Annotated in this window: 21 protein-coding genes; 12 read left to right on the top strand and 9 right to left on the bottom strand. The window is 40.9% G+C overall.

Annotated features, from left to right (window positions below):
- Position 1 precedes the first annotated feature (1 nt).
- Entirely contained in the window at positions 2-679 is a 678-nt protein-coding gene (locus CWC30_RS07060) for a ComF family protein (RefSeq protein WP_138626734.1), read from the bottom strand.
- 74 nt (positions 680-753) lie between these two features.
- Between CWC30_RS07060 and bioH the strand changes: the two genes are divergently transcribed.
- The 3 genes from bioH to CWC30_RS07045 all read left to right on the top strand — a co-directional run bounded on the left by bioH (position 754) and on the right by CWC30_RS07045 (position 2,756).
- On the top strand, positions 754-1,491 hold the full coding sequence (gene bioH / locus CWC30_RS07055) for a pimeloyl-ACP methyl ester esterase BioH (RefSeq protein WP_036980508.1): 738 nt from the start codon (positions 754-756) through the stop codon (positions 1,489-1,491).
- Positions 1,492-1,583: 92 nt separating this feature from the next.
- Positions 1,584-1,892: a hypothetical protein gene (locus CWC30_RS07050; protein ID WP_008112879.1), complete on the top strand. Its 309-nt coding sequence runs from the start codon at positions 1,584-1,586 to the stop codon at positions 1,890-1,892.
- Between the two features lie 6 nt (positions 1,893-1,898).
- Positions 1,899-2,756, top strand: coding sequence for a putative metalloprotease CJM1_0395 family protein (locus CWC30_RS07045; RefSeq protein ID WP_138626733.1), 858 nt, complete (start codon positions 1,899-1,901; stop codon positions 2,754-2,756).
- Positions 2,757-2,822: 66 nt separating this feature from the next.
- Here CWC30_RS07045 and CWC30_RS07040 read toward each other — a convergent pair whose 3' ends face one another.
- From CWC30_RS07040 to greB, 4 genes are all read right to left on the bottom strand, one after another.
- Positions 2,823-5,138, bottom strand: coding sequence for a Tex family protein (locus CWC30_RS07040; protein WP_138626732.1), 2,316 nt, complete (start codon positions 5,136-5,138; stop codon positions 2,823-2,825).
- Between the two features lie 168 nt (positions 5,139-5,306).
- Entirely contained in the window at positions 5,307-5,885 is a 579-nt protein-coding gene (locus CWC30_RS07035) for a CBS domain-containing protein (protein ID WP_036980500.1), read from the bottom strand.
- Positions 5,886-5,940: 55 nt separating this feature from the next.
- Positions 5,941-6,246, bottom strand: a complete 306-nt coding sequence (locus tag CWC30_RS07030; protein ID WP_024602195.1) for a hypothetical protein — start codon at positions 6,244-6,246, stop codon at positions 5,941-5,943.
- Between the two features lie 124 nt (positions 6,247-6,370).
- Positions 6,371-6,844, bottom strand: coding sequence for a transcription elongation factor GreB (gene greB, locus CWC30_RS07025; protein ID WP_036983331.1), 474 nt, complete (start codon positions 6,842-6,844; stop codon positions 6,371-6,373).
- 183 nt (positions 6,845-7,027) lie between these two features.
- Between greB and ompR the strand changes: the two genes are divergently transcribed.
- Both ompR and envZ read left to right on the top strand, forming a co-directional pair.
- The gene (ompR, locus tag CWC30_RS07020; RefSeq protein WP_036980498.1) at positions 7,028-7,747 is read left to right on the top strand and encodes an osmolarity response regulator transcription factor OmpR; all 720 of its coding nucleotides are present in this window, start codon (positions 7,028-7,030) and stop codon (positions 7,745-7,747) included.
- Positions 7,748-7,752: 5 nt separating this feature from the next.
- Positions 7,753-9,066, top strand: a complete 1,314-nt coding sequence (envZ, locus tag CWC30_RS07015) for a two-component system sensor histidine kinase EnvZ (protein ID WP_138626731.1) — start codon at positions 7,753-7,755, stop codon at positions 9,064-9,066.
- A 41-nt stretch (positions 9,067-9,107) separates the two neighbouring features.
- Here the strand turns inward: envZ and CWC30_RS07010 are convergent, their stop codons facing one another.
- Together CWC30_RS07010 and speE are read right to left on the bottom strand one after the other, a co-directional pair.
- Complete coding sequence (locus tag CWC30_RS07010) at positions 9,108-11,150, bottom strand: glycoside hydrolase family 97 protein (protein WP_138626730.1); 2,043 nt, start codon at positions 11,148-11,150, stop codon at positions 9,108-9,110.
- Between the two features lie 139 nt (positions 11,151-11,289).
- Positions 11,290-12,153, bottom strand: a complete 864-nt coding sequence (speE, locus tag CWC30_RS07005; RefSeq protein WP_138626729.1) for a polyamine aminopropyltransferase — start codon at positions 12,151-12,153, stop codon at positions 11,290-11,292.
- 199 nt (positions 12,154-12,352) lie between these two features.
- Between speE and speA the strand changes: the two genes are divergently transcribed.
- From speA to CWC30_RS06985, 4 genes are read left to right on the top strand one after another with little or no spacing between them, the layout of a single operon-like run.
- Entirely contained in the window at positions 12,353-14,233 is a 1,881-nt protein-coding gene (gene speA / locus CWC30_RS07000) for a biosynthetic arginine decarboxylase (RefSeq protein WP_036980494.1), read from the top strand.
- 60 nt (positions 14,234-14,293) lie between these two features.
- Positions 14,294-15,166, top strand: coding sequence for a 1-acylglycerol-3-phosphate O-acyltransferase, YihG family (gene yihG, locus CWC30_RS06995; protein WP_076922746.1), 873 nt, complete (start codon positions 14,294-14,296; stop codon positions 15,164-15,166).
- An 18-nt stretch (positions 15,167-15,184) separates the two neighbouring features.
- Positions 15,185-16,105, top strand: a complete 921-nt coding sequence (gene yihG / locus CWC30_RS06990; protein ID WP_138626728.1) for a 1-acylglycerol-3-phosphate O-acyltransferase, YihG family — start codon at positions 15,185-15,187, stop codon at positions 16,103-16,105.
- Positions 16,102-17,361, top strand: coding sequence for a mechanosensitive ion channel family protein (locus CWC30_RS06985; RefSeq protein ID WP_036980491.1), 1,260 nt, complete (start codon positions 16,102-16,104; stop codon positions 17,359-17,361). Before yihG (CWC30_RS06990) ends, CWC30_RS06985 begins: the two co-directional genes overlap by 4 nt.
- On the opposite strand, the gene chrA is transcribed toward CWC30_RS06985, so the two are convergent.
- Positions 17,321-18,472, bottom strand: coding sequence for a chromate efflux transporter (gene chrA, locus CWC30_RS06980; RefSeq protein ID WP_138626727.1), 1,152 nt, complete (start codon positions 18,470-18,472; stop codon positions 17,321-17,323). The genes CWC30_RS06985 and chrA overlap by 41 nt on opposite strands.
- A 184-nt stretch (positions 18,473-18,656) precedes the next feature.
- Here chrA and CWC30_RS06975 point away from each other — a divergent pair, with 184 nt between their 5' ends.
- Both CWC30_RS06975 and CWC30_RS06970 read left to right on the top strand, forming a co-directional pair.
- Positions 18,657-19,289 carry a YiaD family glycine zipper/OmpA-like lipoprotein gene (locus CWC30_RS06975; RefSeq protein ID WP_013466091.1) on the top strand — a complete coding sequence of 211 codons (633 nt, stop codon included), beginning with the start codon at positions 18,657-18,659 and terminating at the stop codon, positions 19,287-19,289.
- A gap of 104 nt (positions 19,290-19,393) precedes the next feature.
- Complete coding sequence (locus CWC30_RS06970) at positions 19,394-20,059, top strand: hypothetical protein (RefSeq protein WP_138626726.1); 666 nt, start codon at positions 19,394-19,396, stop codon at positions 20,057-20,059.
- A 14-nt stretch (positions 20,060-20,073) separates the two neighbouring features.
- On the opposite strand, the gene CWC30_RS06965 is transcribed toward CWC30_RS06970, so the two are convergent.
- Positions 20,074-21,852, bottom strand: a complete 1,779-nt coding sequence (locus CWC30_RS06965) for an ABC transporter transmembrane domain-containing protein (protein ID WP_138626725.1) — start codon at positions 21,850-21,852, stop codon at positions 20,074-20,076.
- Between the two features lie 88 nt (positions 21,853-21,940).
- Here CWC30_RS06965 and CWC30_RS06960 point away from each other — a divergent pair, with 88 nt between their 5' ends.
- Positions 21,941-22,339 carry a DUF3224 domain-containing protein gene (locus CWC30_RS06960; protein ID WP_138626724.1) on the top strand — a complete coding sequence of 133 codons (399 nt, stop codon included), beginning with the start codon at positions 21,941-21,943 and terminating at the stop codon, positions 22,337-22,339.
- The last annotated feature ends 162 nt before the right edge of the window (positions 22,340-22,501 follow it).

Genomic DNA, 22,501 nt, shown 5'->3' with positions numbered 1-22,501 from the left:
TCTAAAGTGGCGTTAAACAGGTCGTAAATGCCCAGACTTGTTTAGCGCCCGCTTCTTTTAGCGACAAGGTAGCTGCATTGAGTGTTGCACCTGTGGTCATAATATCATCAATAATGACCACCGTTTTACCCTCTAAATTGGCAGTACATGAAAAAGCCTGCTGTAAATTTTTTATCCGCTTTGTTTTGCTCAGTTGTGACTGTGCCGAGGTGTTTTTATTGCGTATTAAAACATTATTCAAGACATTAAAGGATGACAAACAAGGCAGCCATACTTGGGTAACCTGATTAAATCCTCGACTAAAAAAACGCGACTTGTGCAAAGGTAAAATAATAAATACAGCAGTAGCTAAATGCTGTTTATTAGTAAAAATAGTAAGTTGTTTTTTGATGACTTGCTGTAGTGCTTTTTTGTAATGAATTTGATTATTAAATTTGAGTTGTTTTAGCCATAAATCAAAAGGGGGTTGATAAAAAGCGCAGGCAAATAGTTTCTCAAAGCTGCAGTTAGGAAACATTTCTACAATATCTGGGCGGTAAAATAAATTGTCATACTCAGCCAAATCTAGCAAAGGCAGGTCATCTAAACAAAACTGACATAGTCCCAGTGAGCTGTGTATCTGATTCTGGCACAACACGCAATACGAGGGAAACAGCCAATCAGTTAGGCTAAGTTTCATTCGCTGATTCTCCTCATTACAAACTTCCCCTAAAACGCTATCATAGATTTAAGTTTGGTTGAGGTTAGGCAAATATGCAAAATGAATGTGTGTTGTTGCATGGTTGGGGAATGAACCAAGGCGTGTGGCAGTTAATAAAACCAGAATTAGAATTTTTATATTCTGGTAAGGTACATTGTTTAGACTTACCTGGTTACGGTGATCATGATGTCTCTTTGGATCCGTATACTTTACATGATGCAGCTCAGCTGGTGAGTCAGCAATTGAAACCACAATCTGTTTTGATGGGATGGTCTTTAGGCGGTTTGTTTGCCATTTATATTGCCAAACATTGGCCAGAAAAAGTGTCAAAAGTTATTTTAGTTGCCTCCACTCCTTTTTTTGTAGAGCAATTGCCCTGGGAAGGTATTAAACCTAAAGTGCTCACACAGTTTAAAGAACAGCTATTGCAAGAGCGTTCAAAAACGATAGAGCGCTTTTTGGCGATTCAAGCGATGGGCAGTGAGTCGGCGCGAGATGATGTAAAACAGCTAAAACAACTATTGAGTCAGTCACCGCCGCCGAGTAATCAAGCATTAAGTGCGGGGTTGGATATATTGCAAAGTGAAGACTTACGTGAATTATTTTCTCACTGTCCCGTCGCGATTAGTGGAATTTTTGGGCGTTTAGACTCTCTCGTTCCTTATCGAGCAATTGAAAAAATGGTCGCACTTAATTCTGGCTTTGAGTACGAAGTGATAGACAAAGCATCCCATGCGCCATTTATTTCTCATAAAAACGAATTTTTATCTGCCGTTAAATCAATGCTTTGAAGCAAAGCCATGAATACAGCGGTTTAAAGCTTTATTTTGCGTGATTTTTGAGCGATAATTAAACAATATTTATTTGGTTGAGGTTTATTATTATGCCGATTGGATCTGTATTTAATAGCGGTGTTGAAGGGTTTAATAGAGCCAGCCAAGGTATTGAAAAGGCCAGCGCTGAGATTAACCGTGCCAGCATAGAGCAGCAAGATGATTCTCAATTAGCGCAGCAACGTCAATTAACGGCTGCTCGCCCTGAAGAAGCCGTAACCGCGCCGGTATCTCAACCTGCACGAATTGATGATGCATTAGTAAACTTAAAAGTTGAAGAGTTTAATGCCAAGGCTAACACGCAATCAATTCAAACTGCAGATGATGTACTAGGCACTTTAGTTGATATTAAAGTGTAATTCCTCATGAATATCGTCACGCCGTTTCCGTCTATCAATATAAACACTGCAAATGTTTATACGGAGACTGCTCGGCGTGACAATCAGTTACGTGAAGTCATTCCCCCAGCCGCTGCAAACACCGCCGGTAGTACTGAAAACAAAGCTCAAAGTGATGCAGAAAAAGCCAAACTACCTGGTAACAGCGATAGTTCAACTTATACTGCAAGCGGCAAAATTGCAGACAACAAAACTATTGAACAACGCGAAGGCAATGCTGATAGTGATCAAGATGATGCCGAGCAAGAAAAACAGCAAGCTGCCGAAGAAGTTAGTGAGCAAGAAGAGCTTAAACTTGAGCAAGAACAGCAACAAATTAAAGAGCTCAAAGCTCGTAATACCGAAGTGCGAACCCACGAGCAAGCGCATGCCGCTGTTGGTGGACAATATGCCGGTTCACCCAGTTACGAATACCAAAGAGGCCCCGATGGCACTAATTATGCCGTAGGTGGTGAAGTACCGATTGATGTTGGGGTTATCAATGGCGATCCGCAAGCAACCATCGATAAAATGCAAACGGTACGTGCTGCTGCACTAGCACCAGCAGAACCCTCAGGTGCCGACAGAGCGATTGCGGCAGACGCCACACAGAAAATGGCTGCCGCACAAGCTGAGTTAGCTTCAGCTGATGACGAAGACAGCAGCGAAGATAAAAGCAGAGTCAGTGCGTCGTTTTCTAATAGTGAAAGTTCAGAAGTAAAAACCGCTAAAAGCGAAGAGCAATCGCGTGATATTGAAGTTGAAGCGCGTGCAGGACGCATTGCTAGCTTTTATCAACTGGCGACATCCCCCGCGATCCAGAGCGAATTTTCAGCGCAAATTTAGCTTATTTAAAATGCATAAAAAAAACCGCCTAGGCGGTTTTTTTTATTTTTAAATATATCGTTTAAATTACTTTTTCACTTTTGCGTTAGCAAAGGCGTCAGCAAAGGCATTCCCCATCATCGCATTGCCTGTATCGCGTTTAGGCTTAGGCGCTCGTGCTTGGTTGGTATTATTGCTGCGAGGCTTTTGCGGTGTCGCTTTATTGCTGGTGTCTATGTCGTCATCCAGGCGCATAGTAAAACTAATGCGTTTACGAGCAGCATCGACTTCAACCACTTTTACTTTAACAATGTCACCTGCTTTAACCACTTCGCGTGGGTCAGAAATAAACTTGTTAGTAATAGCTGAAATATGCACGAGTCCATCTTGATGAACACCTACATCAACAAATGCACCAAAATTAGCAACGTTAGAAACCACACCTTCTAAAATCATACCAGGCTTGAGGTCACTAATTTTTTCAACACCGGCTTTAAACTCCGCGGTTTTGAATTCAGGACGTGGATCGCGACCTGGTTTATCAAGCTCGCTAATAATGTCAGTCACGGTTGGTAAGCCAAATTTATCGTCAATATAGTCGTTTGCAGCGAGTTTACTTAAAAATTCACTGTTACCAATTAAGTTATTTACGTCTACCTGGTTATGTTCACAAATACGCTTAACGATAGGGTATGCTTCGGGGTGAACTGATGAGTTATCTAGCGGATCGCTGCCATTATTAATGCGTAAAAACCCAGCCGCTTGTTCGAATGCTTTTGGCCCTAAGCGTTCTACTTTTTTCAACTGACTACGTTTTGTAAATGACCCATTCGTGTCACGGTAGTTTACAATGTTTTGAGCCAACGTTTTGTTTAAGCCAGAAACACGTGCAAGCAAAGGCACTGAGGCCATATTTAAATCAACCCCCACACTGTTTACACAGTCTTCTACTACAGAAATTAGGCTTTGCCCAAGTTGGCTTTGTGATACATCGTGTTGATATTGGCCTACACCGATAGACTTAGGCTCTATTTTAACTAGTTCAGCTAATGGATCTTGTAGGCGACGTGCAATAGATACTGCACCGCGTAAAGATACATCTAAATCTGGGAACTCATTAGCGGCAAATTCAGACGCAGAATACACCGAAGCGCCGGCTTCACTGACCATGATTTTATTTAGTTTAAGCTCCGTATTTGCCTTGATAAGCTCACCAACTAGTTTATCTGATTCGCGAGAAGCAGTGCCGTTACCAATCGCAATAAGCTCAACTTTATGTTGGCGACATAATTGCTCGAGCGTGCGCAGTGATTTATCCCAATGATTTTGTGGTGCATGTGGGAAGATTGTTTGTGTAGCGAGCAGTTTTCCTGTGCTATCGACTACCGCAATTTTACAGCCGGTACGCAAGCCGGGATCTAAACCAAGTGTCGTGCGAGGGCCTGCAGGCGCTGCCATTAATAAATCTTTTAAATTTTTAGCAAATACGTCTATAGCACCGGTTTCGGCTTTTTCACGCATTGCGGCTAAAAACTCATTTTCTAAGTGTAGCCCAAGCTTAATTTTCCATGCCCACTGCACCACAGTTAATAACCATGCACTAGCAGGTTTGTTTTTAATATCTAGGCGATAATGATCACTGATCATTTGGGCACATAACTGGGCTGGATTTTCAGCACTTGGCTCAGGGTTAATCGTTAACTGTAAAATGCCTTCATTACGTGCTCTTAGCATGGCTAATGCACGGTGCGAGGGCACTTTTTTTAACGGCTCTTGATGTTCAAAGTAGTCTCTGTATTTAGCACCTGCTTGTTCTTGCCCATCAATTAACTTACTCTCAATCGCCCCATTTTGACTAATATGGCTTCTAAACTTAGCGAGTAATTTAGCGTCTTCAGCAAAACGCTCCATTAGAATAAATTTGGCACCATCAAGGGCTGCTTTTGTATCAATAATGGCTTTATCGGCATTAATATAGTAAGCGGCTTCAGCTTCTGGGTCGAGCATTGGGTCGTTAAATAACGCCTTAGCAAGAGGTTCTAAACCGGCCTCAATAGCGATTTGACCTTTAGTGCGACGCTTTGCCTTATAAGGCAAGTATAAATCTTCAAGCTCGGTTTTACTTTGCGCTGCTTTTATATCAGCTGCTAATTCCCCGGTAAGCTTATTTTGAGATTCTATCGTCGATAGAATAAAGCCACGACGCTCTTCAAGTTCACGTAAATAAGACAAACGTTGTTCTAGAAGGCGTAGTTGGGTGTCATCTAATCCACCGGTCACTTCTTTTCTGTAACGGGCAATAAAGGGGACGGTTGCACCTTCATCAAGTAACTTTGTTGCAGCAACCACTTGTTGCTGTTGTGCATTTAGCTCAGTTGCTAAACGTGCAGAGATATCGCTCATGCAAAAACCTTTTAATACAAAAAATAAGACCAGCTAAGAAGTTAACTGATGCGTCAATGTCTTGAATAATATCACAGGGGAAGGTAATAAAAAGCTCTTAAAGCAAGCTATTTTACTTGCTTTAAGATGCCATTACTGGGGTTGGAACTATACTAATAAAAAGCTGATTTAGTGAGGGTGCTCTATACTTTCGAGTACTTCACTAAATGTGTGCGCTATTGGACTAATATGAACAGGAATTTGCAGCTTACGTGCTATATCGCGTGCTGAAATTAAACCACTTATTTCATTATTAGCCGCAGTGACTAATAAAAACATAGCGCCATGATGTTCCATAGTTTGCAGTGCATCACCAATGCATGAGTAGCTTAAGCTTTTCATACTTACACCCATTAAATTACTTAGCGGTGTCATTAAATAGCGCAAGCTAATTTCACTACGAGGCAAGCCTAAACGCTGTGCTAAAATCATGATTTTTGAGCTTTGTAAATCAGCACTCGCCACTATACCTATTAGCTTTTGCTGCTCACCAGTTACCAAAATAAAATCAGAGCGTTGAGTCGTTAACTGTTTTGACGCTTGTTCAATTGTTGTATCAAACGATGCACGCATCGGGCTTGTATCAGTAAAACTAGTCACCACTTGTGTAGCAGGTGAAGTTAAATCAATGACAGCTTCATTAGTAAATGTATTCGCAATAGTGCCATGAGAAATATCTTGGGTACGGAGTTCTTTAAAGTTAGACATAATATCCACCTAATTAGTTATAAAATTTAATAATGTTTAAAAGCAAGTTATTAAACTAAATAACGGGTGGCGCTCGCGGGTGTGCATGGCTGTAAGGTGTGACTAAAAGGCTGCTTTCATAATGAAAGTAAAACGCTAAAGGAAGTGGTTGAATTTCTCTAAGCGCAATAACACCGACATGAGAGTCTATATCGGTGTCGAGGTTTGCTTGGTCAGGAGAATCGCAAACAATAAATTCTGCAGGTGTAAAACCAGCATCAATTTGCGTATTTTTGGGTGTTGCATGCAATGTCAAACTTACACTCATAAAGAGTGTAAACAATAGGGCATTTTGTAATATGCGCGCTGTAATGTTTGACATAGTGACGACCTTAATTAACTACTCTCAAATTAATACATCATAACTTGAGTTGCTTTAGTTATAGCGTACCCAGATAATATAAACAATAAAAAGTTAATATGATCTGAATCAAGACTAAGCCGTTTTATTTTTGGTAGGAAATACTATTTACATACCATTGCTTAGCACCTTGAGGGGTCATGACCTCAAAATCATCGTCTACTTGTTTTTTTAATAGTGCTCGCGCCATCGGTGAGTCAATAGAAATGTAATCGTTGCGATCATAAATTTCATCGGGACCGACAATTCTAAACTTCTTACACTCCCCAGCCTCGTTTTCTATTTCAACCCAAGCACCAAAAAAAACTTTACCGTCTTGCACGGGTGAGTAATCAACAATTTTTAAATCGGGGATGCGCTTACGTAGATAGCGCACTCGGCGGTCTATTTGGCGTAATAGACGCTTGTTATACTGATAGTCTGCATTTTCAGAGCGATCACCAAGGCTTGCAGCCCAACTCACAATTTTAGTGACTTCTGGGCGTTTTACATTCCAAAGATGGTCATGTTCTTGCTGAAGTTGTAAATAACCTTCGCGAGTAATTAAGTTTGTTTTCACGCCGTATTCTTGTTTAAGTTTCATGTGTGGCACGGTATTAAAATAAAGGCAGCTTGTCGAGATAAAATAGCCACCAATGGGTTTGAAATGTTCAGTAACAATCTAAGCACTTAATTAGTTTTTTATTATTAAGTTTTTCATTTATATTAACTATTAATAAATTATAAAAATAAGCAACAGATTATGGGACAAGAGACAGTAAAAGTATTAGTGGTTGATGACGATAAACGTTTGCGCAGTTTGCTTGAGCGCTATTTAGTAGAGCAAGGATTTATTGTTAGAACAGCCGCCGATTCACAGCAAATGGATAGGCTTATTGAGCGTGAAAATTTTCACTTAATGGTGCTTGATTTAATGCTGCCCGGAGAAGACGGGCTCTCTATTTGCAGACGGTTACGTCAAAAAGAAAACCAAATCCCAATTGTGATGTTGACCGCTAAAGGTGATGAAGTAGACCGCATTATTGGTTTGGAGCTCGGTGCTGACGATTATATTCCTAAACCGTTTAATCCACGTGAGTTACTTGCCCGCATAAAAGCAATTTTACGTCGCCAATCAAAAGAAGTGCCAGGGGCGCCCTCAGTAGAAGAGAATTTAATCAAGTTTGGTAAATTTACCTTAAATTTAGCCACACGAGAAATGAGCGAAGGGGATAATACCGTATCGCTCACAAGTGGTGAATTTGCCGTATTAAAAGCGTTGGTATCTCACCCTCGAGAGCCGTTAAGTCGTGATAAATTAATGAACTTGGCAAGAGGTCGTGATTACAGTGCGCTAGAGCGTAGTATTGATGTGCAAGTGTCACGCCTTCGCCATATGATAGAAGTGGATGCGGCTAACCCGCGTTATATTCAAACTGTATGGGGATTAGGTTATGTGTTTGTTCCTGATGGTGAAAAGTAATAATTATGGGGATGTTTCCACGTAGTGCGTTTGGGCAAACTGTTTTTTTAGTGGCAGCTTTGTTGCTGATTAACCAAATTGTATCCTACGTCACAGTAAGTTTATATGTTGTTAAACCCACCATTGAGCAAGTTAATTTGATGCTCGCTAAGCAAATTAAAACTGTATTTATTGACTGGGAAGATGGTGTTGAAGTAACCGATGAAGTTTCAGAAAAGTTTTTTGAAATAACCGGTATTGAGGTGATGACTCAGCGTGAAGCGATGCGCAATGGCTTAGGACAAAGTCGTGAGTATTCAGGGCTATCGCGAAGTATGTCAGAGCAGTTGAATGGGTTTTCTCGGGTACGCATTAGTCAAACCGAACCACTTATTTATTGGGTGGAAGCCCCGCAAGCACCGGGCTATTGGGTTAAAGTTCCCTTAACCGGATTTAAAGAAAGTAATCTTGAATTTCTAACTTTTTACTTATCCAGTATAGGCTTCTTAAGTGTCTTAGGCGGGTGGTTATTTGCAAGGCATTTGAACCGACCATTAAAAGCACTGCAACAAGCGGCAATAAAAGTAGGTGTTGGTGATTTTAGTACTAAGTTACAAGAACAAGGCTCAAGTGAAGTTATTGAGGTAACGCGGGCTTTTAACCAAATGTCGCGAGGTATTGCAGCCCTTGAAAATGATCGTCGATTACTCATGGCCGGTGTCTCTCACGACTTACGCACACCGCTTACCCGTATTAGGTTAGCCACAGAAATGATGGTTGATGAAGATGATTATTTACGCGAAGGTATTATTTACGACATTGAAGATATGAATGGCATTATTGATCAGTTTATTGAATATTTACGCCATCATAATTGTGAAGAACAAAGCTATGAAGATATCAATGCGTTAGTAGCCGAAGTCGTACAAAGTGAATTAAAGCATCAACGTGTTATTACGTTTGAAAGCAATCCTAACCTAGGTAATATTCCCATAAGCTCAGTGGCTATTAAGCGAGTAGTGACGAATATGATTGAAAATGCACTGCGTTACTCGCAAGGGGATATTGAGGTGCAAAGTTATTTTAATAGCAATAAAAAGTACGTCATTATTGCGGTTAACGATAATGGCCCAGGTATTCCTGAGAGTGAATTAGAATCAGTGTTCGAACCATTCAAGCAAGGTGACGCTGCACGAGGCAGTGAAGGCAGTGGTTTAGGCTTAGCTATTATTAAACGCATTATAGACATGCATAATGGCAAGGTTGTGCTCTCTAATCGCCCTGAAGGTGGTTTAAGTGCGCAAATATATTTACCGGTTAAAGTGGTTAATCAAAACTAAATAAAGCTATCCGCCGTTATATGCGGATAGCTTTAACCATTTTATAGTGCTTTAAAACGAATGGCTGTACCACCACTGGTGGCTAATTTTAGTGTGAGTTTATCATTTGCGGTAACAGTGCGTTTTTCTATTTTTAAATCGTAAGGGTTGTTCTTCCACTCTGCCTTAACACCATCTTTGTAGATTTGCGCTTCAAACTGTTTATCTTTATCTAAGAAGTCGAGTTTAACCTCAATGGTGCGGGCGTTTTCATCAGTTACAGCGCCTAAGTACCAGTCATTACCGGTGTACTGATCGCGTTTACGTTCTTTACGTGCAAATACAATAAAGTCGCCTACTTCTCCATCAAGCGCAATACTTTGTTGCCAATCGGTCGGTACGTCTTGAATAAATTGAAAAGCATCGGGCTTAGCTAAATAATTTTTAGGTAAATCAGCCGCCATTTGAATTGGGCTGTACATTACGACATAAAGTGCTAATTGCTTTGCCAGCGTTGTTTGCGGGCGATTTGTATCGCCACCTAAGCCATTAAAACTCATGTCAAAAATACCTGGCGTAAAGTCCATTGGGCCTGCAAGCATACGCGTAAAAGCAAGCATTGGAATGTGCTCAGGTGGATTGGGTGGCGTGCCCCATGCGTTAAATTCTTGGCCGCGAGCACCTTCACGAGCAATCCAATTAGGGTAAGTACGGCGAAGGCCGGTGTCTTTTATTGGCTCATGAGTATTAATACTTATTTTATGTTTTGCAGCTAGCTTAACGTTGTATAAGTACTCATTAACCATAAATTGGCCGTCATGCCACTCAAAACGGGCAATGCCATTTTCATCAATGCGTTTAATATTGCCACCATCGGCCACATAACCGGTTTTAATTTGGCTTACATTTGATTGCTCGTAAAGCGCAAAAGCGTCTTCCATTTGATTACGATAATTTGTTACGTTACCTGAGGTTTCATGGTGGCCAATTAACTGCACCCCTTTTTGCTTACCGTAGCGGGTAAGCTCCTCAATATCAAAGTCATCATATGGTTGGGTAAAACTAAATACATCGCCATTAAAAAACCAGTCGCCATCCCAACCGGTGTTCCAACCTTCCACTAATACACCATCAAAGCCGTATTTTGCGGCAAAGTCCATGTAGTATTTAGTATTTTTTGTGGTAGCACCGTGTTTTTCGCCACTACCCCAAGTATTCTCATTGATGTGCATGCCCCACCAAATACCTACGTATTTGCCTGGTTTAACCCAGGACACATCACCGAGCTTATTTGGCTCATTTAGATTTAAAATAATATCTGAATTAACTAAGTCTACCGCATGTTCGCCAATTTGAATGGTGCGCCAAGGCGTATTAAATGCACCGTGCTTTTTGACTGCTATACCATCTGACCATGGCGTTAAATCGGCGCTAAAAGTGCCTGGGCGACGTTGATTAAGCACCATGCCCGCATAATCGACTAGGGCTGCTTCATGAATGCTGACATGTACACCGTTACCATTTTTAAAGGTAAAAGGGGTGTGAGCGAGTGCAGCATCTTGTAAGGCTGTGGTGTTGTAGACATATTCGTAACGATTCCAACCGCGAGCAGGTATCCACCATGCGGTGGCTTTATCGGCACCGGCGATGGCAAACTCGGTCAGCTCTTTAGTAATTTCTGTTTTTTCAAAATCGGCTTGTTTAGGGACTTCATAGCGAAATCCCACACCGCTATCAAAGGCTTTAAATCGCACTGTGTATGTGCCACCGTGGGGGGCGGGTTTATTAAAGGTAACGGCAATTTCATTGTGCTTGTCGACAACGGTTTGGCGCTCACCCCAAGGCTGTTGCCATTGGCTATCTGTCTGTGAGTGGGTTACTTCACTAATAACAAAACCTTCATCAAATGGCGCTTGGCTTTTAAATCTAAAACCTAAATGTGACTGCGCAATAACAGGTTTACCATTAAAGCTAATAGAATAGTAAGGAGATGAAGATTGATCAGATATGATGATTTTAATTTTTTGATCAGGCGATTCCAGCATGGCTTCTTTTGCAAAAGCGCTGCTTGAAAGTAAAGCAACTAGCAGTAAAGGTAATCTCATTGTGTGTCCTTTATGTCAAATTGTAGACTATGAGCATAAAGTGAAGGTGGGGTTATTACGAGATGACTGCAAACGTATTCAATGTAATTAAACACATAAAAAAGGGCTCTAGCGAGCCCTGTTTTGTATTTATAACTTATTATTTTTTATCAAAAGCGCGTTTCATGTAATTAGGTGTTGCGAGTGCACCGTGATGAATGCCGCCATTGTAGTATTCACTATGCTGTGCAATTATTGCTGCGCCGTCTTCTCTAAAGCCATTAAATACCTCAGATTTGCGAGCTAGCGTCACTGACCATAACCCACTTGGGTAAATAGGTTGTGGGAATGGGAGTGTTTGTAAATCGTTAAAACCAACATTTAGCATAGCTTCGCGCATTTCAACCAACAGTGGCATATGCATTAATGGCGATTCACTTTGTTGTACCAGTATTCCACCAGGGCGAAGTGCGTTTAAACAGCTAGTATAAAACGCATGGTTAAATAAACCTTCACCTGGGCCTACCGGATCAGTACCATCAACAATCACTACATCAATAGACTCACCAGCTGCTTCGCGCATGTATTTAATGCCATCGTCAAACATCACAGTAGCACGTGGGTCGTTATTTGATTCACATAACTCAGGGAAGTACTTTAACGACATTTGGGTAACCACTTCGTCAATATCGATTTGTGTAACAGTTTCTACACTAGGGTGCTTGAGCACTTCACGTAATGTACCGCAATCGCCGCCACCAATAATAACTACGTTTTTTGGGTTTGGATGCGCCAGTAATGCTGGGTGGCTGATCATTTCGTGGTAAAAAAAGTTTTCACGGCTGCTTACCATAGTACAACCATCAATGATCATTAAATTACCAAAGTCTGTGGTTTCAAACATTTCTACTTTTTGAAAAGGAGACTGTTTTTCATCTAACTTTTTGTTAATACGTAATGAAAATGCGCTGCCATCGCGGTCGCTAATTTCAGTAAACCACTTACTTTGATCTAAATTTGCCATAGTTGTTGTTACACTTTTGGTTGAGTATGAAAAAAAGGAGGCAATTCTGCCAGTGCTTGGCCTATTGCTCAATCAAATTTTACTCTCTTTAGCGAATAAAGTTAGCTATAAAGAGGGGAAAGTTCAATTTTTGTTAGCTTAGCAGATAGTGACGTATTAAAATGCCCCTTTACACCTAATTTAATAAAGAAGAGTTGCCATGACTTGGGGTTTAGAAACAGCACGTGCTACATACAATGTTGCTCATTGGAGCGATGGTTATTTTGATATTAACGCACAAGGTGAGTTGATAGCCTATCCTGATGGCGACCAAACAAAACCTGCCATTTCTTTAAGTCAGCTTACTGAGCAATTTAAGCAACAAGGGTTAACATTGCCCGTACTGGTGCGCTTTACTGATATTTTAAAAAATCGTGTCGATACGCTCACCAATGCCTTTACTCAAGCGCGCACTAACCGAGAATATAACGGCAAATACACCTGTGTTTATCCTATTAAAGTAAACCAGCAGCGCTCTGTTGTGAGTAAGTTATTAGCTCACCCAAGTGGCTTAGTGGGGCTTGAAGCCGGTTCTAAGCCTGAACTAATGGCCATTTTAGGGGTGGCGAAAGAGCCTATTACAATTGTATGCAACGGCTACAAAGACAGTGAGTTTTTACGTTTAGCCTGTATTGGTCAAGCAATGGGGCACAACGTTAAAATTGTGGTCGAAAAACTCTCTGAGCTAACCACATTGCTTGAAGAAATTGATAATTTAGGTATTGAGCCTGCTATTGGTATTCGCATTCGCTTAAATTCGGTTGGTAAAGGTAAATGGCAAAATACCGGTGGTGAAAAAGGTAAGTTTGGTTTAACCGCAGGGCAAGTACTTAGTGCAGTGGAAGTACTTAAGCAACATAACAAGTTGCATTTAATGCAAATGGTGCATTTTCATATTGGTTCTCAAATCGCCAATATTCGTGATATTCATCGTGCCTTGCGCGAATGTGCTCGCCATTTTGCTGAATTAACTCAATACGGTGTACCGCTAAATACGGTTGATGTGGGTGGCGGGCTTGGCGTTGACTACGAAGGTTCAGGCTCACGAAGTGCCTGCTCAATGAACTACACAGTCGAAGAATACGCACGTAATGTAGTGAATGCATTTGCCGATGTGTGCGATCAGCATAACTTAACGCATCCTGCGATTATTACAGAATCTGGCCGTGCATTAACGGCTCATCATGCAGTGTTGATCACCGATGTCATTGATGTAGAAAAAGCACCGAATCATTTAAACCCAAAACCGCCATTGGAAAACAGCGCATTAGTGCTAGATGAAATGTGGCAATGCTTACAACGTTTGAACCCACGTATGGCACTTGAAATATATCATGACGCTATGCACTTATTTAGCGAAGCACACGATCAATACGTGCATGGTTTAGTGAGCATGCTAGAGTGGGCGAAAATAGAGCAGCTTTACTTTACTATTTTACATCGTGTTCGTGCTTCATTAAGCTCTAATGCAAGAGCTCACCGCGAAGTGCTGGATGATTTAAACGAAAAACTAGCCGATAAACTGTTTGTGAATTTTTCATTGTTTCAGTCATTACCTGATGTATGGGGTATTCAGCAGTTATTTCCGGTTATGCCCATCGAAAACCTAACGCAGCCGCTTACTCAGCGCGCGATTATCCAAGACATTACTTGTGATTCTGACGGGCAAATACGTGAGTACGTTGAAGGTGCAGGTATTGAAACAAGTTTACCTATCCCTGAATATACACAAGGTCAGCAGTATCATATTGCCATGTTTATGGTGGGGGCATACCAAGAGATTTTAGGTGACTTACATAACCTATTTGGTGATACCGACTCAGTCCATGTTGAGCTTAATGAGCAAGGATATGTATTAACCAATGCCATTAAAGGTGACAGCGTTAAGGATGTATTAAAATTTGTTGATTATGATAGCGAGTTATTAGCTGATAACTTTGCCACTCAAATTAATAAACTTGATGTATCAGAACACTGTAAAGAAGGGTATCTAGCCGAGCTCAATGCAGGGCTTGAGGGCTACACCTATTTTGAAGATTAATTTAGTTGCATAGTTAAGCGCGGTCCTAGTGGCTGCGCGATATTTAAAGGAATAGAAGTAATGTCAGTTATTCGCAGTGTATTTAGTATTTTCTTTTATACAATAAACACTCTTTTTTGGTTTGTGCCTATTTTTATTTGTGGCATCGTTAAGTTAATCCCAATTAAGGGACTTCAAAAATTAATGAGCTGGACGGCCAAGCAATGTGCCTCTATTTGGGTGACCTTCAACACGTTAAATCAAACGTTATTAACGCCAACAAAACTTAATGTTATTGGCCTTGAAGAGCTTAAATTAAAAGATTGGTACTTAGTCATTGCTAACCACCAAAGCTGGGTGGATATTTTAGTGTTACAGCGGGTGTTTAACCGAAAAATACCTTTTTTAAACTTCTTTTTGAAAAAAGAGCTTATTTACGTGCCTGTTTTAGGTTTGTGTTGGTGGGCACTCGACTTTCCTTTTATGACCCGCACTAGTAAAAGCCAATTAAAAAAGAACCCCAAGTTGCGTGGTAAAGATTTAGAAACCACTCGTAAAGCCTGTGAAAAATTTAAAGAAATGCCAGTCAGTGTGGTTAACTTTGTTGAAGGGACGCGGTTTACAGCGCAAAAGCATGCGCGTCAAAATAGCCCGTTTACTCACTTACTTAAACCGAAAGCGGGTGGTGTGGCGTTTGTAATGCAAGCCATGGGTGAGCAAATTTCTAAAGTGGTAAATGTCACTATTCATTACCCTGAGGGCATTCCTACCTTTATGGATTTTGCAGCCGGTAAAGTAAAACACATTGATGTACATGTTGAAGTAAAAGGCGTTAGTGACGACTTAATTGGTGATTACACTAATGATCCTGACTTTAGAGTACGCTTTCAAAGTGAATTAAATCGCGTGTGGGAAGAAAAAAACCAGACGTTGGTTAATCTCAAACAAAAATAACAAAATGAGCTGACAGTTATGCTAAAAAAATGGTTACCTAATTGGTTAAATGGCTTAATTGTTGGCTGTGTTTTATTTGCTAATTTAATAATATTTGGCGCATTAGTGCTTACCCTAGGGTTAGTTAAATTAGTGCTGCCCATACCTGTAGTGAGTAAATTATTACACAGTGCGTATAAAGGGTGGTGCAAAGGTAACCGCTTAGGGCTGTGGCTAGGCTGTAATGATATTAAAGTTAATATTAGTGGGGAGGTGAATGCCAACAGTTGGTATTTGCTAATCAGTAATCATATTAGCTGGCTTGATATTGCGGTATTAAGCTCGTTAAATGCATTACCAGCCCCTAAGTTTTTTTTAAAAGATGAGCTTAAATACGTGCCATTTATTGGCACTGGTGCGTGGGCGATGGGTATGCCCTTTATGAAACGAGTGACCAAAGCGCAATTGGCTAAAAATCCGAATTTAAAAGGCTTAGATGTCGAGCGTACTAAGCGCAGTTGCCGTAACTTTCGTCATCATCCTACAACCATAGTTAACTTTGTAGAAGGTACGCGTTTTACTGCGCAAAAGCACCTGCATCAACAAAGCCCTTTTCAGCATTTATTAAAGCCTAAGGCTGGTGGAACTGCTTTTGCCTTAGAGGTTTTAAACGAGCAGTTTGACGCTATGCTTAACACCAGTTTAGTGTATAGCGGTCAGTCAGATCATGTGTGTCGTAATATTTTAAAAGGCGAGTTGGAGTCTATTCATATTACTATTGAGGTTATGCCAATAAATACACAGATGATTGGCAGTTACCAAACAGATCACGCATTTAGAGCCGAGTTTCAGCAATATTTAAATAATTTATGGATAAAAAAAGATAAGCAATTAAGCGCTATTCATATTCAGCAAGCTAGTACTGAATTAACACCCAGTAAGGAAATTGAAATACCATGAGCAAAACACACCTACAGGAGCTAATTACTCCTTGGTTTGAAAAAGTCCCCGATGCTTTTTTTCTCAGTGCCATCACCGCCTCATCAATTGGCATTCTTTCATTATTATTTGTTTACTTATTTACTCGTCGCTTAATGTTACCGGGTATTCAAAAGGTGGTGACTAAACTCTCTCCTGAGCGTATTGGTTCATTGACACCTATGTTAACTAAGCTGAATAAACGAATTGCTTGCTTGTTATGTTGTGTACTTTTTTTAGCCACATTTGATAGTGTTTATCCGGTTAATGCAATTGCTCAAGAGATCCTTAAAACCATTGGCCAAGCATTATTAATTATTTATATAGGTTTTATTATTAGCAGCATAGTGAGCATTGCTGGCGCTATTTATAACCAACTAGACTTTGCTCGCGAAGTACCTATTCAAGGCTTAATTCAAGTGGTTAAGCTGATCACCTTTATTGTGTGTTCAATATTAATTGTTAGTATTGTGCTTGAAAAATCGCCGACTTATATTCTCTCTGGTTTTGGTGCGATCGCCGCTGTTACTTTATTAGTATTTAAAGACACCATATTAGGTTTTGTCGCCAGCATTCAAATTGCCGCTAATCGTTTAGTGACCTATGGAGATTGGATCCAAGTAGATAACTACGGCGCCGATGGCGAAGTAATTGATTTAGGACTTAATACTGTAAAAGTGCGTAACTGGGATAACACCATAACGACCATCCCTACTTATATGCTGGTGGCCGGTTCATTTAAAAATTGGCGCGGTATGCAAGAATCTGGTGGGCGACGCATCAAGCGTTCTTTAAACATTGATATGAACAGCATCTTTTTAGTTGATGACGATTTTAAAGCGCAAATAGAAGCGGCTATACCACTGCAAGAATATATTCGACTAGGCACACTTCCCGATCCGGTGTCGAACTTAGGGCTATTTCGTCGCTATGCAGAGGGTTACTTAAAACAACACAGTAAAATCAATACCTCGCTCACACTTATGGTGCGTGAACTACAACCGCTTAATCATGGCTTACCGATTGAGTTTTACTGCTTCAGTGAAGACAAACGTTGGATATCGTACGAGCACTTACAAGCTGAAATTATGGACCATTTACTGGCCGTATTACCTGTGTTTGGGCTGCGCGCTTATCAAAGTGTCAGTGGGCAATTAAGCCCAGCTGACGGGGCCAATATGGCAGGTAAACCCAGCATTAAAGTGCCCAATAATGCTGTCCAAGGCCAACACCAATAAACAATAACAATAGCCACCAAATAGGTGGCTTTTTAATACGTAACCATGCAAACGCAGCAATCACTAATGCAATTTGCCAAATATTGCTTACGGCAGAAGTCCAAATGGGTGAATATAATGCAGCTGCCAAAAAGCCAACTACAGTAGCATTAAGCGCTGCAATTGAGCTGGCAAAGCGAGGATTACTGGCCAAGTTTATCCAGCTTTTTTGAAACGCCAGCATCAGTAAAAAACCGGGTAAAAATATCAATAATGTAGCTATGATTGCGCCCATCATTGGCTGCTCGGTAGTTAGCTGCGCGCCTAAGTAGGTCGCTATAGTAAACATCGGTCCAGGTATAGCCTGAGCACTGGCGTAAGCCGTTAAAAATTGATCATCACTTAACGTAGGCACACCCGCTTGAAGTACTGGCAACACAACATGTCCGCCGCCAAATACCATGGCACCTGCTTGGTAAAAAGGCGCGAATAACGCAGCGTTTTCGCCAAGTGGGATAAAGCTGATGGCAAGTAGTAGTGCAAATAAGCTAAGAGCAATCCAATTGATGTTGGTTTTTTCTCTGCTAACATTTTCTGTAGATTTAGCTAAGTTAAGTAAAGGCCATAAAGCACCGATAATGGCAGCGGTTACTAAAATGGCGATTTGAGTGCCCAACATAGGAAATAAAATCAGTGCTAAAGTACTCATTATTGCCAGAAGTTTAAGTACCGCACTGGTGCAAAAGCTTTTCGCCATACTAAGGGTCGCATCAGCAACAATAACCACGGCAAATAGTTTCAAACCTGCAATAATAGCAAAATAAACAGCATCAAACTGATGTGCACTTATTGCAATTAGCACCATGATCAAAAACGAAGGCAGGGTAAAGCCTATAAACGCAGTGATACCACCGAGAACACCAGCACGTTCTACGCCAATAGCAAAGCTAACCTGACTAGAGCCAGGGCCAGGCAGAGCTTGGCTGAGGCTTATTAGCTGTGAATAGCGATTGATACTTAACCAGCGCAGCGAATCAACAAAGTGATGTTTAAAGTAACCTAAATGGGCGGCAGGGCCGCCAAAACTCATGCAGCCAAGCAAAAAAAACTGCCTAAAAATCGCAATTAACATAGTGGCAATCGCCTTTTGATAAATCATAAAATTGTCACAAACAAGTATGACATTATTATGAAACGCTATCACTACTTCCTTATTTGATAGGCAATATCAACGCTTATACGTTATTCTTCATTGTTGGTTCATACATATATTTGCATAATCGCAATAATAAATTCTAAATGAATAGGAAATCACCATGACGTTAACTAAATCACTTTTAAGTGTCACTGTCGTTGCTGTATTACTTTCTGGCTGTGAAATGAATAACACAGGTAAAGGTGCCGCTATAGGTGCAGCCGCGGGTGGTATTTTAGGTAAAGCTACAGGTAACCACAAAGATAAACGTATTTTTATTGGTGCAGCTATTGGTGCGCTGGCGGGTGCTGCTGTAGGTGATTACATGGATAAACAAGAAGCTGCTTTTCGTGATGAGTTAGCGGGTTCGGGAGTTGAAGTGGTTCGTGAAGGCGATAACTTACGCTTAGTAATGCCCTCTAATATTACGTTTGCGACTGATCAATCTTATATTTCATCGGGCTTTCATGACACTCTAAATGCGATAGCAAGTGTAATGAATAAATACGAAAAAACCTACTTAAGTGTTGAAGGCCACACCGACAGCACGGGCAAAGACAGTTACAACATGACTCTTTCAGAGCAGCGTGCACAAAGCGTAAAAAATTACTTGGTAAACCAACAAATTATGGCTGCTCGAGTAAGCACGAGTGGCTATGGCGAATCACGCCCAATAGCGACTAACGACACAGCGAATGGTCGTGCGCAAAATCGCCGAGTAGAAATTCAAATTGTACCAAACACTCAAGGTTAGCTTTTGTAGTTACAAACCGCGTTTGCGCGCGGTTTGTGTACTTATTTAAAGGGCACTTTTAAATAAGTTAGTTGTCATAAGGAGTTCTTCATAGGGACATGTTTATGACAAAGTGGCGTACAGCAATTATTTTATCGGTATGTTTACATGGGTTAGTTTTGTTTTTTTTAACTACCTTAAAAGCCCCTAAAATTAAACAGCCGCAATTAACGCTAATTAAAGCGTATATGGTGAATGTGCCTGCCAAAAATAAAGTAACACAACAAGCCACTCAGCAAAGCGCTAATAAAAATGTTAATACAGAAATAACTCCAACCAAGCCTGTTAATGCAACCCAATCAAAACCACTGAATGCGACTAATAAAAAAACACAGAAGACGACTGAGCCGGTAAGTACCACCTCCATAAATACCCACCCTGTAACCGCAACGTCTTATAAAAAGATCGACCTGAAAAAAGGGCTCAATAGTATTTTACAGCAACAAATTGGCTATTCTGATACTGCAAAGAATGACCCTCAGAAAAAGCGCATTACCGTGCCAAAAGAGCATGCAGGGAAGGTGAAGCCGCTTTTAAAAATAGAGCAGCAAAATATGCAATTTACCACTTACCAACGAGGTGATAGCTGTTTTAAAAAGGTATCCGTTGGTGCTGGAGTTATGCCAAAAAATGACTTGCCAGATAGTTATATTGCTGGTGCAAAGTGCGATAAAACCAAGCTAACTGAGGCTTACGATACCGCAATGAATAAATGGCTTGATAAAAAGTAGCGACTAAATTGCAATCAATCTAGATTAAACTGTAATTCACATAACTTTTGATACAAAGGGTTGCTTGCCATTAATTGCTGATGAGTGCCTGTGGCTTTTATTTCGCCATTTTCCATCACCACAATCATATCGGCGTGTTTTACCGTGGCTAGTCTATGGGCAATAATCAGCGTTGTTCTATTTTGCATTAAGTGCTCAAGTGCGGCCTGAACATGATGCTCACTTTGTGCATCAAGTGCACTGGTGGCTTCATCGAGTAGCAGTATTTCTGGGTCTTTTAAAATGGCGCGGGCAAGTACAATACGCTGCTTTTGTCCACCCGAAAGCCTAACACCTTGCTCACCTAAGAAGCTGTTATAGCCTTGTGGTAACTGTTTTATAAATTCATCAGCATGTGCATGTTTGGCGGCCGCATAAACTTGCTCGTCACTGGCGCTTGGGTTGCCATAGCGAATGTTATGCATGACATCAGAGCTAAATAAAATCGGGTTTTGTGCCACCATGCCCATTTTGTTGCGTAAGGTGTTTAACGACAACTGTTTAATATCTATATTATGAAACTTAATCGCTCCGCTGGCTGGATCGTAAAAGCGCTGCAATAGTTCAAATAAGGTAGTTTTACCCGCACCGGAAGGGCCAACAATAGCCACAGTTTTACCTGTTTCAATATTTAAGCTGATATTATTTAATGCGCTTACATCTGGGCGAGAAGGGTAATTAAAACTAATACCTTCAAGTGAAATTGCACTGTTGCTGGTTGTTGCATGTAACTCATCATCTTGTGGAATTTCGGGGTTTTGTATTTTACTTTCAACGGCTAGCAGTTCAAGCAATCTTGCTGCGGCTCCTGCGGCGCGCTGTAGTTCACCATAAACCTCTGCAACGGTCGCTACCGACATGGCCACCATAATGGCATAGAACACAAACGCGCCGAGTTCACCGCCCGTCATAGTGCCTGCTAACACATCACTACCGCCTACCCAGAGCATGGCACTAATAGCACTAAAGGTAAGAAAAATAACAGCTGCAATTAAAAACGAACGTTGTTTAATTCGGCTTTTAGCCACATTAAAGGCCTTTTCGGTTTCAAGCGCAAAAGCAGATTGCTCTTGCTGTTCATGGCTATAACTTTGTACCACTTTTATGTTTTGAATGATCTCACCCGCGTAGGTGCTTATATCGGCAATAGCATCTTGGCTGGAGCTTGCGAGTTTACGCACCTTTTTACCAAACACTATCATAGGCACCAGTACTAAAGGGACGCAGGCCACAACGACCAAGGTAAGCTTTAAATTAGTAACAAGCAGCATAATTAAACCACCGACTAACATTAGCGCGCTTCGCAGTGCCATAGAAAATGACGAGCCAATAATAGATTGTAATAATGTGGTGTCGGTGGTTAAACGCGACATCAGCTCGCCGCTGCGATTTTCTTCAAAGTAACTCGGATGCAAGGTAACAATACGATTGAATACAGCTTTTCGAATGTCGTTACTGACTCGCTCGCCAATCCACGACATTAAATAAAATCGGCTGAATGTACCCACTGCCAATAAACTGATCAAACCAATTAATACCAAAACAGCTTGTTGTAACTGCGCTTGCGAGCCGGCAATAAAGCCATGATCAATCACAAATTTAACGCCTTGCCCTAGCGATAAGTTAACTCCTGCAGTGGCAAGTAATGCAACTAGAGCCCCTAAAACCACCCATTTATAAGGCTTAATAAAATTGAATATAGGGAATAAAGCGCTAAAGGCGGCTTTATCTGGAGCAGGCTTGTCTGTAGGCATAGTAGATTCTTATTGATGATTAAGGTATAGATATGGCATCAATAGATTAAAAATCAATAGTATTAAAAATCATCAATAGGGAAAAATTATGACAACTAAACAGGTAACAGGCGAGTTTACCGTTACATTAGCGCCTATAGAAGGGTATGCACACGGGCAGCAAGGCGTTAATTTAGGTCGTATGTCGATTGATAAACAATTTACTGGTGGCCTAACCGCAACTAGCCAAGGTGAAATGCTCAGCGCCATGACCCCCACCCAAGGCAGTGCCGGTTATGTGGCTATTGAACAAGTAATAGGCGAACTTGATGGTTTGCAAGGTGGTTTTGTACTGCAGCATTTTGTCACTATGGATAAAGGCCAAGATAGCTTGATTTTAAAAGTGGTACCCGACTCAGGCACTGATGAGCTCGCAGGATTAACAGGCAGTATGAAAATACGGATTGAGCAAGGGATTCACCATTACGATTTTGAATACATGTTATAAGTTCAACAAGGATTAAAATGCAAAAAGTAATCGAATTCAGAAAGGCCCGTTTTTTGGGTGGGGTAGATATAGTCGCACTAAATGATCGCATACAGGAATTAAACCAAGATGGCTGGAAAGTAATAAACGCAGTGCCATTGACTAACACCACTCGTTTAAGAA

The sequence above is a fragment of the Pseudoalteromonas sp. S4741 genome (genome assembly GCF_005886135.1).
GTDB classification, from domain to species: domain Bacteria; phylum Pseudomonadota; class Gammaproteobacteria; order Enterobacterales; family Alteromonadaceae; genus Pseudoalteromonas; species Pseudoalteromonas tetraodonis.
Note: the sequence above shows the minus strand (reverse complement) of the source record. Positions and strands in the feature narration are given on the sequence as shown.

Excerpts from the sequence above, each read along its gene's own strand:
- CWC30_RS07060 (WP_138626734.1), bottom strand. The coding sequence starts at position 679 with ATGAAACTTAGCCTAACTGATTGGCTGTTTCCCTCGTATTGCGTGTTG.
- bioH (WP_036980508.1), top strand. The coding sequence starts at position 754 with ATGCAAAATGAATGTGTGTTGTTGCATGGTTGGGGAATGAACCAAGGC.
- CWC30_RS07050 (WP_008112879.1), top strand. The coding sequence starts at position 1,584 with ATGCCGATTGGATCTGTATTTAATAGCGGTGTTGAAGGGTTTAATAGA.
- CWC30_RS07045 (WP_138626733.1), top strand. The coding sequence starts at position 1,899 with ATGAATATCGTCACGCCGTTTCCGTCTATCAATATAAACACTGCAAAT.
- CWC30_RS07040 (WP_138626732.1), bottom strand. The coding sequence starts at position 5,138 with ATGAGCGATATCTCTGCACGTTTAGCAACTGAGCTAAATGCACAACAG.
- CWC30_RS07035 (WP_036980500.1), bottom strand. The coding sequence starts at position 5,885 with ATGTCTAACTTTAAAGAACTCCGTACCCAAGATATTTCTCATGGCACT.
- CWC30_RS07030 (WP_024602195.1), bottom strand. The coding sequence starts at position 6,246 with ATGTCAAACATTACAGCGCGCATATTACAAAATGCCCTATTGTTTACA.
- ompR (WP_036980498.1), top strand. The coding sequence starts at position 7,028 with ATGGGACAAGAGACAGTAAAAGTATTAGTGGTTGATGACGATAAACGT.
- envZ (WP_138626731.1), top strand. The coding sequence starts at position 7,753 with ATGGGGATGTTTCCACGTAGTGCGTTTGGGCAAACTGTTTTTTTAGTG.
- CWC30_RS07010 (WP_138626730.1), bottom strand. The coding sequence starts at position 11,150 with ATGAGATTACCTTTACTGCTAGTTGCTTTACTTTCAAGCAGCGCTTTT.
- speE (WP_138626729.1), bottom strand. The coding sequence starts at position 12,153 with ATGGCAAATTTAGATCAAAGTAAGTGGTTTACTGAAATTAGCGACCGC.
- speA (WP_036980494.1), top strand. The coding sequence starts at position 12,353 with ATGACTTGGGGTTTAGAAACAGCACGTGCTACATACAATGTTGCTCAT.
- yihG (WP_076922746.1), top strand. The coding sequence starts at position 14,294 with ATGTCAGTTATTCGCAGTGTATTTAGTATTTTCTTTTATACAATAAAC.
- yihG (WP_138626728.1), top strand. The coding sequence starts at position 15,185 with ATGCTAAAAAAATGGTTACCTAATTGGTTAAATGGCTTAATTGTTGGC.
- CWC30_RS06985 (WP_036980491.1), top strand. The coding sequence starts at position 16,102 with ATGAGCAAAACACACCTACAGGAGCTAATTACTCCTTGGTTTGAAAAA.
- chrA (WP_138626727.1), bottom strand. The coding sequence starts at position 18,472 with ATGTTAATTGCGATTTTTAGGCAGTTTTTTTTGCTTGGCTGCATGAGT.
- CWC30_RS06975 (WP_013466091.1), top strand. The coding sequence starts at position 18,657 with ATGACGTTAACTAAATCACTTTTAAGTGTCACTGTCGTTGCTGTATTA.
- CWC30_RS06970 (WP_138626726.1), top strand. The coding sequence starts at position 19,394 with ATGACAAAGTGGCGTACAGCAATTATTTTATCGGTATGTTTACATGGG.
- CWC30_RS06965 (WP_138626725.1), bottom strand. The coding sequence starts at position 21,852 with ATGCCTACAGACAAGCCTGCTCCAGATAAAGCCGCCTTTAGCGCTTTA.
- CWC30_RS06960 (WP_138626724.1), top strand. The coding sequence starts at position 21,941 with ATGACAACTAAACAGGTAACAGGCGAGTTTACCGTTACATTAGCGCCT.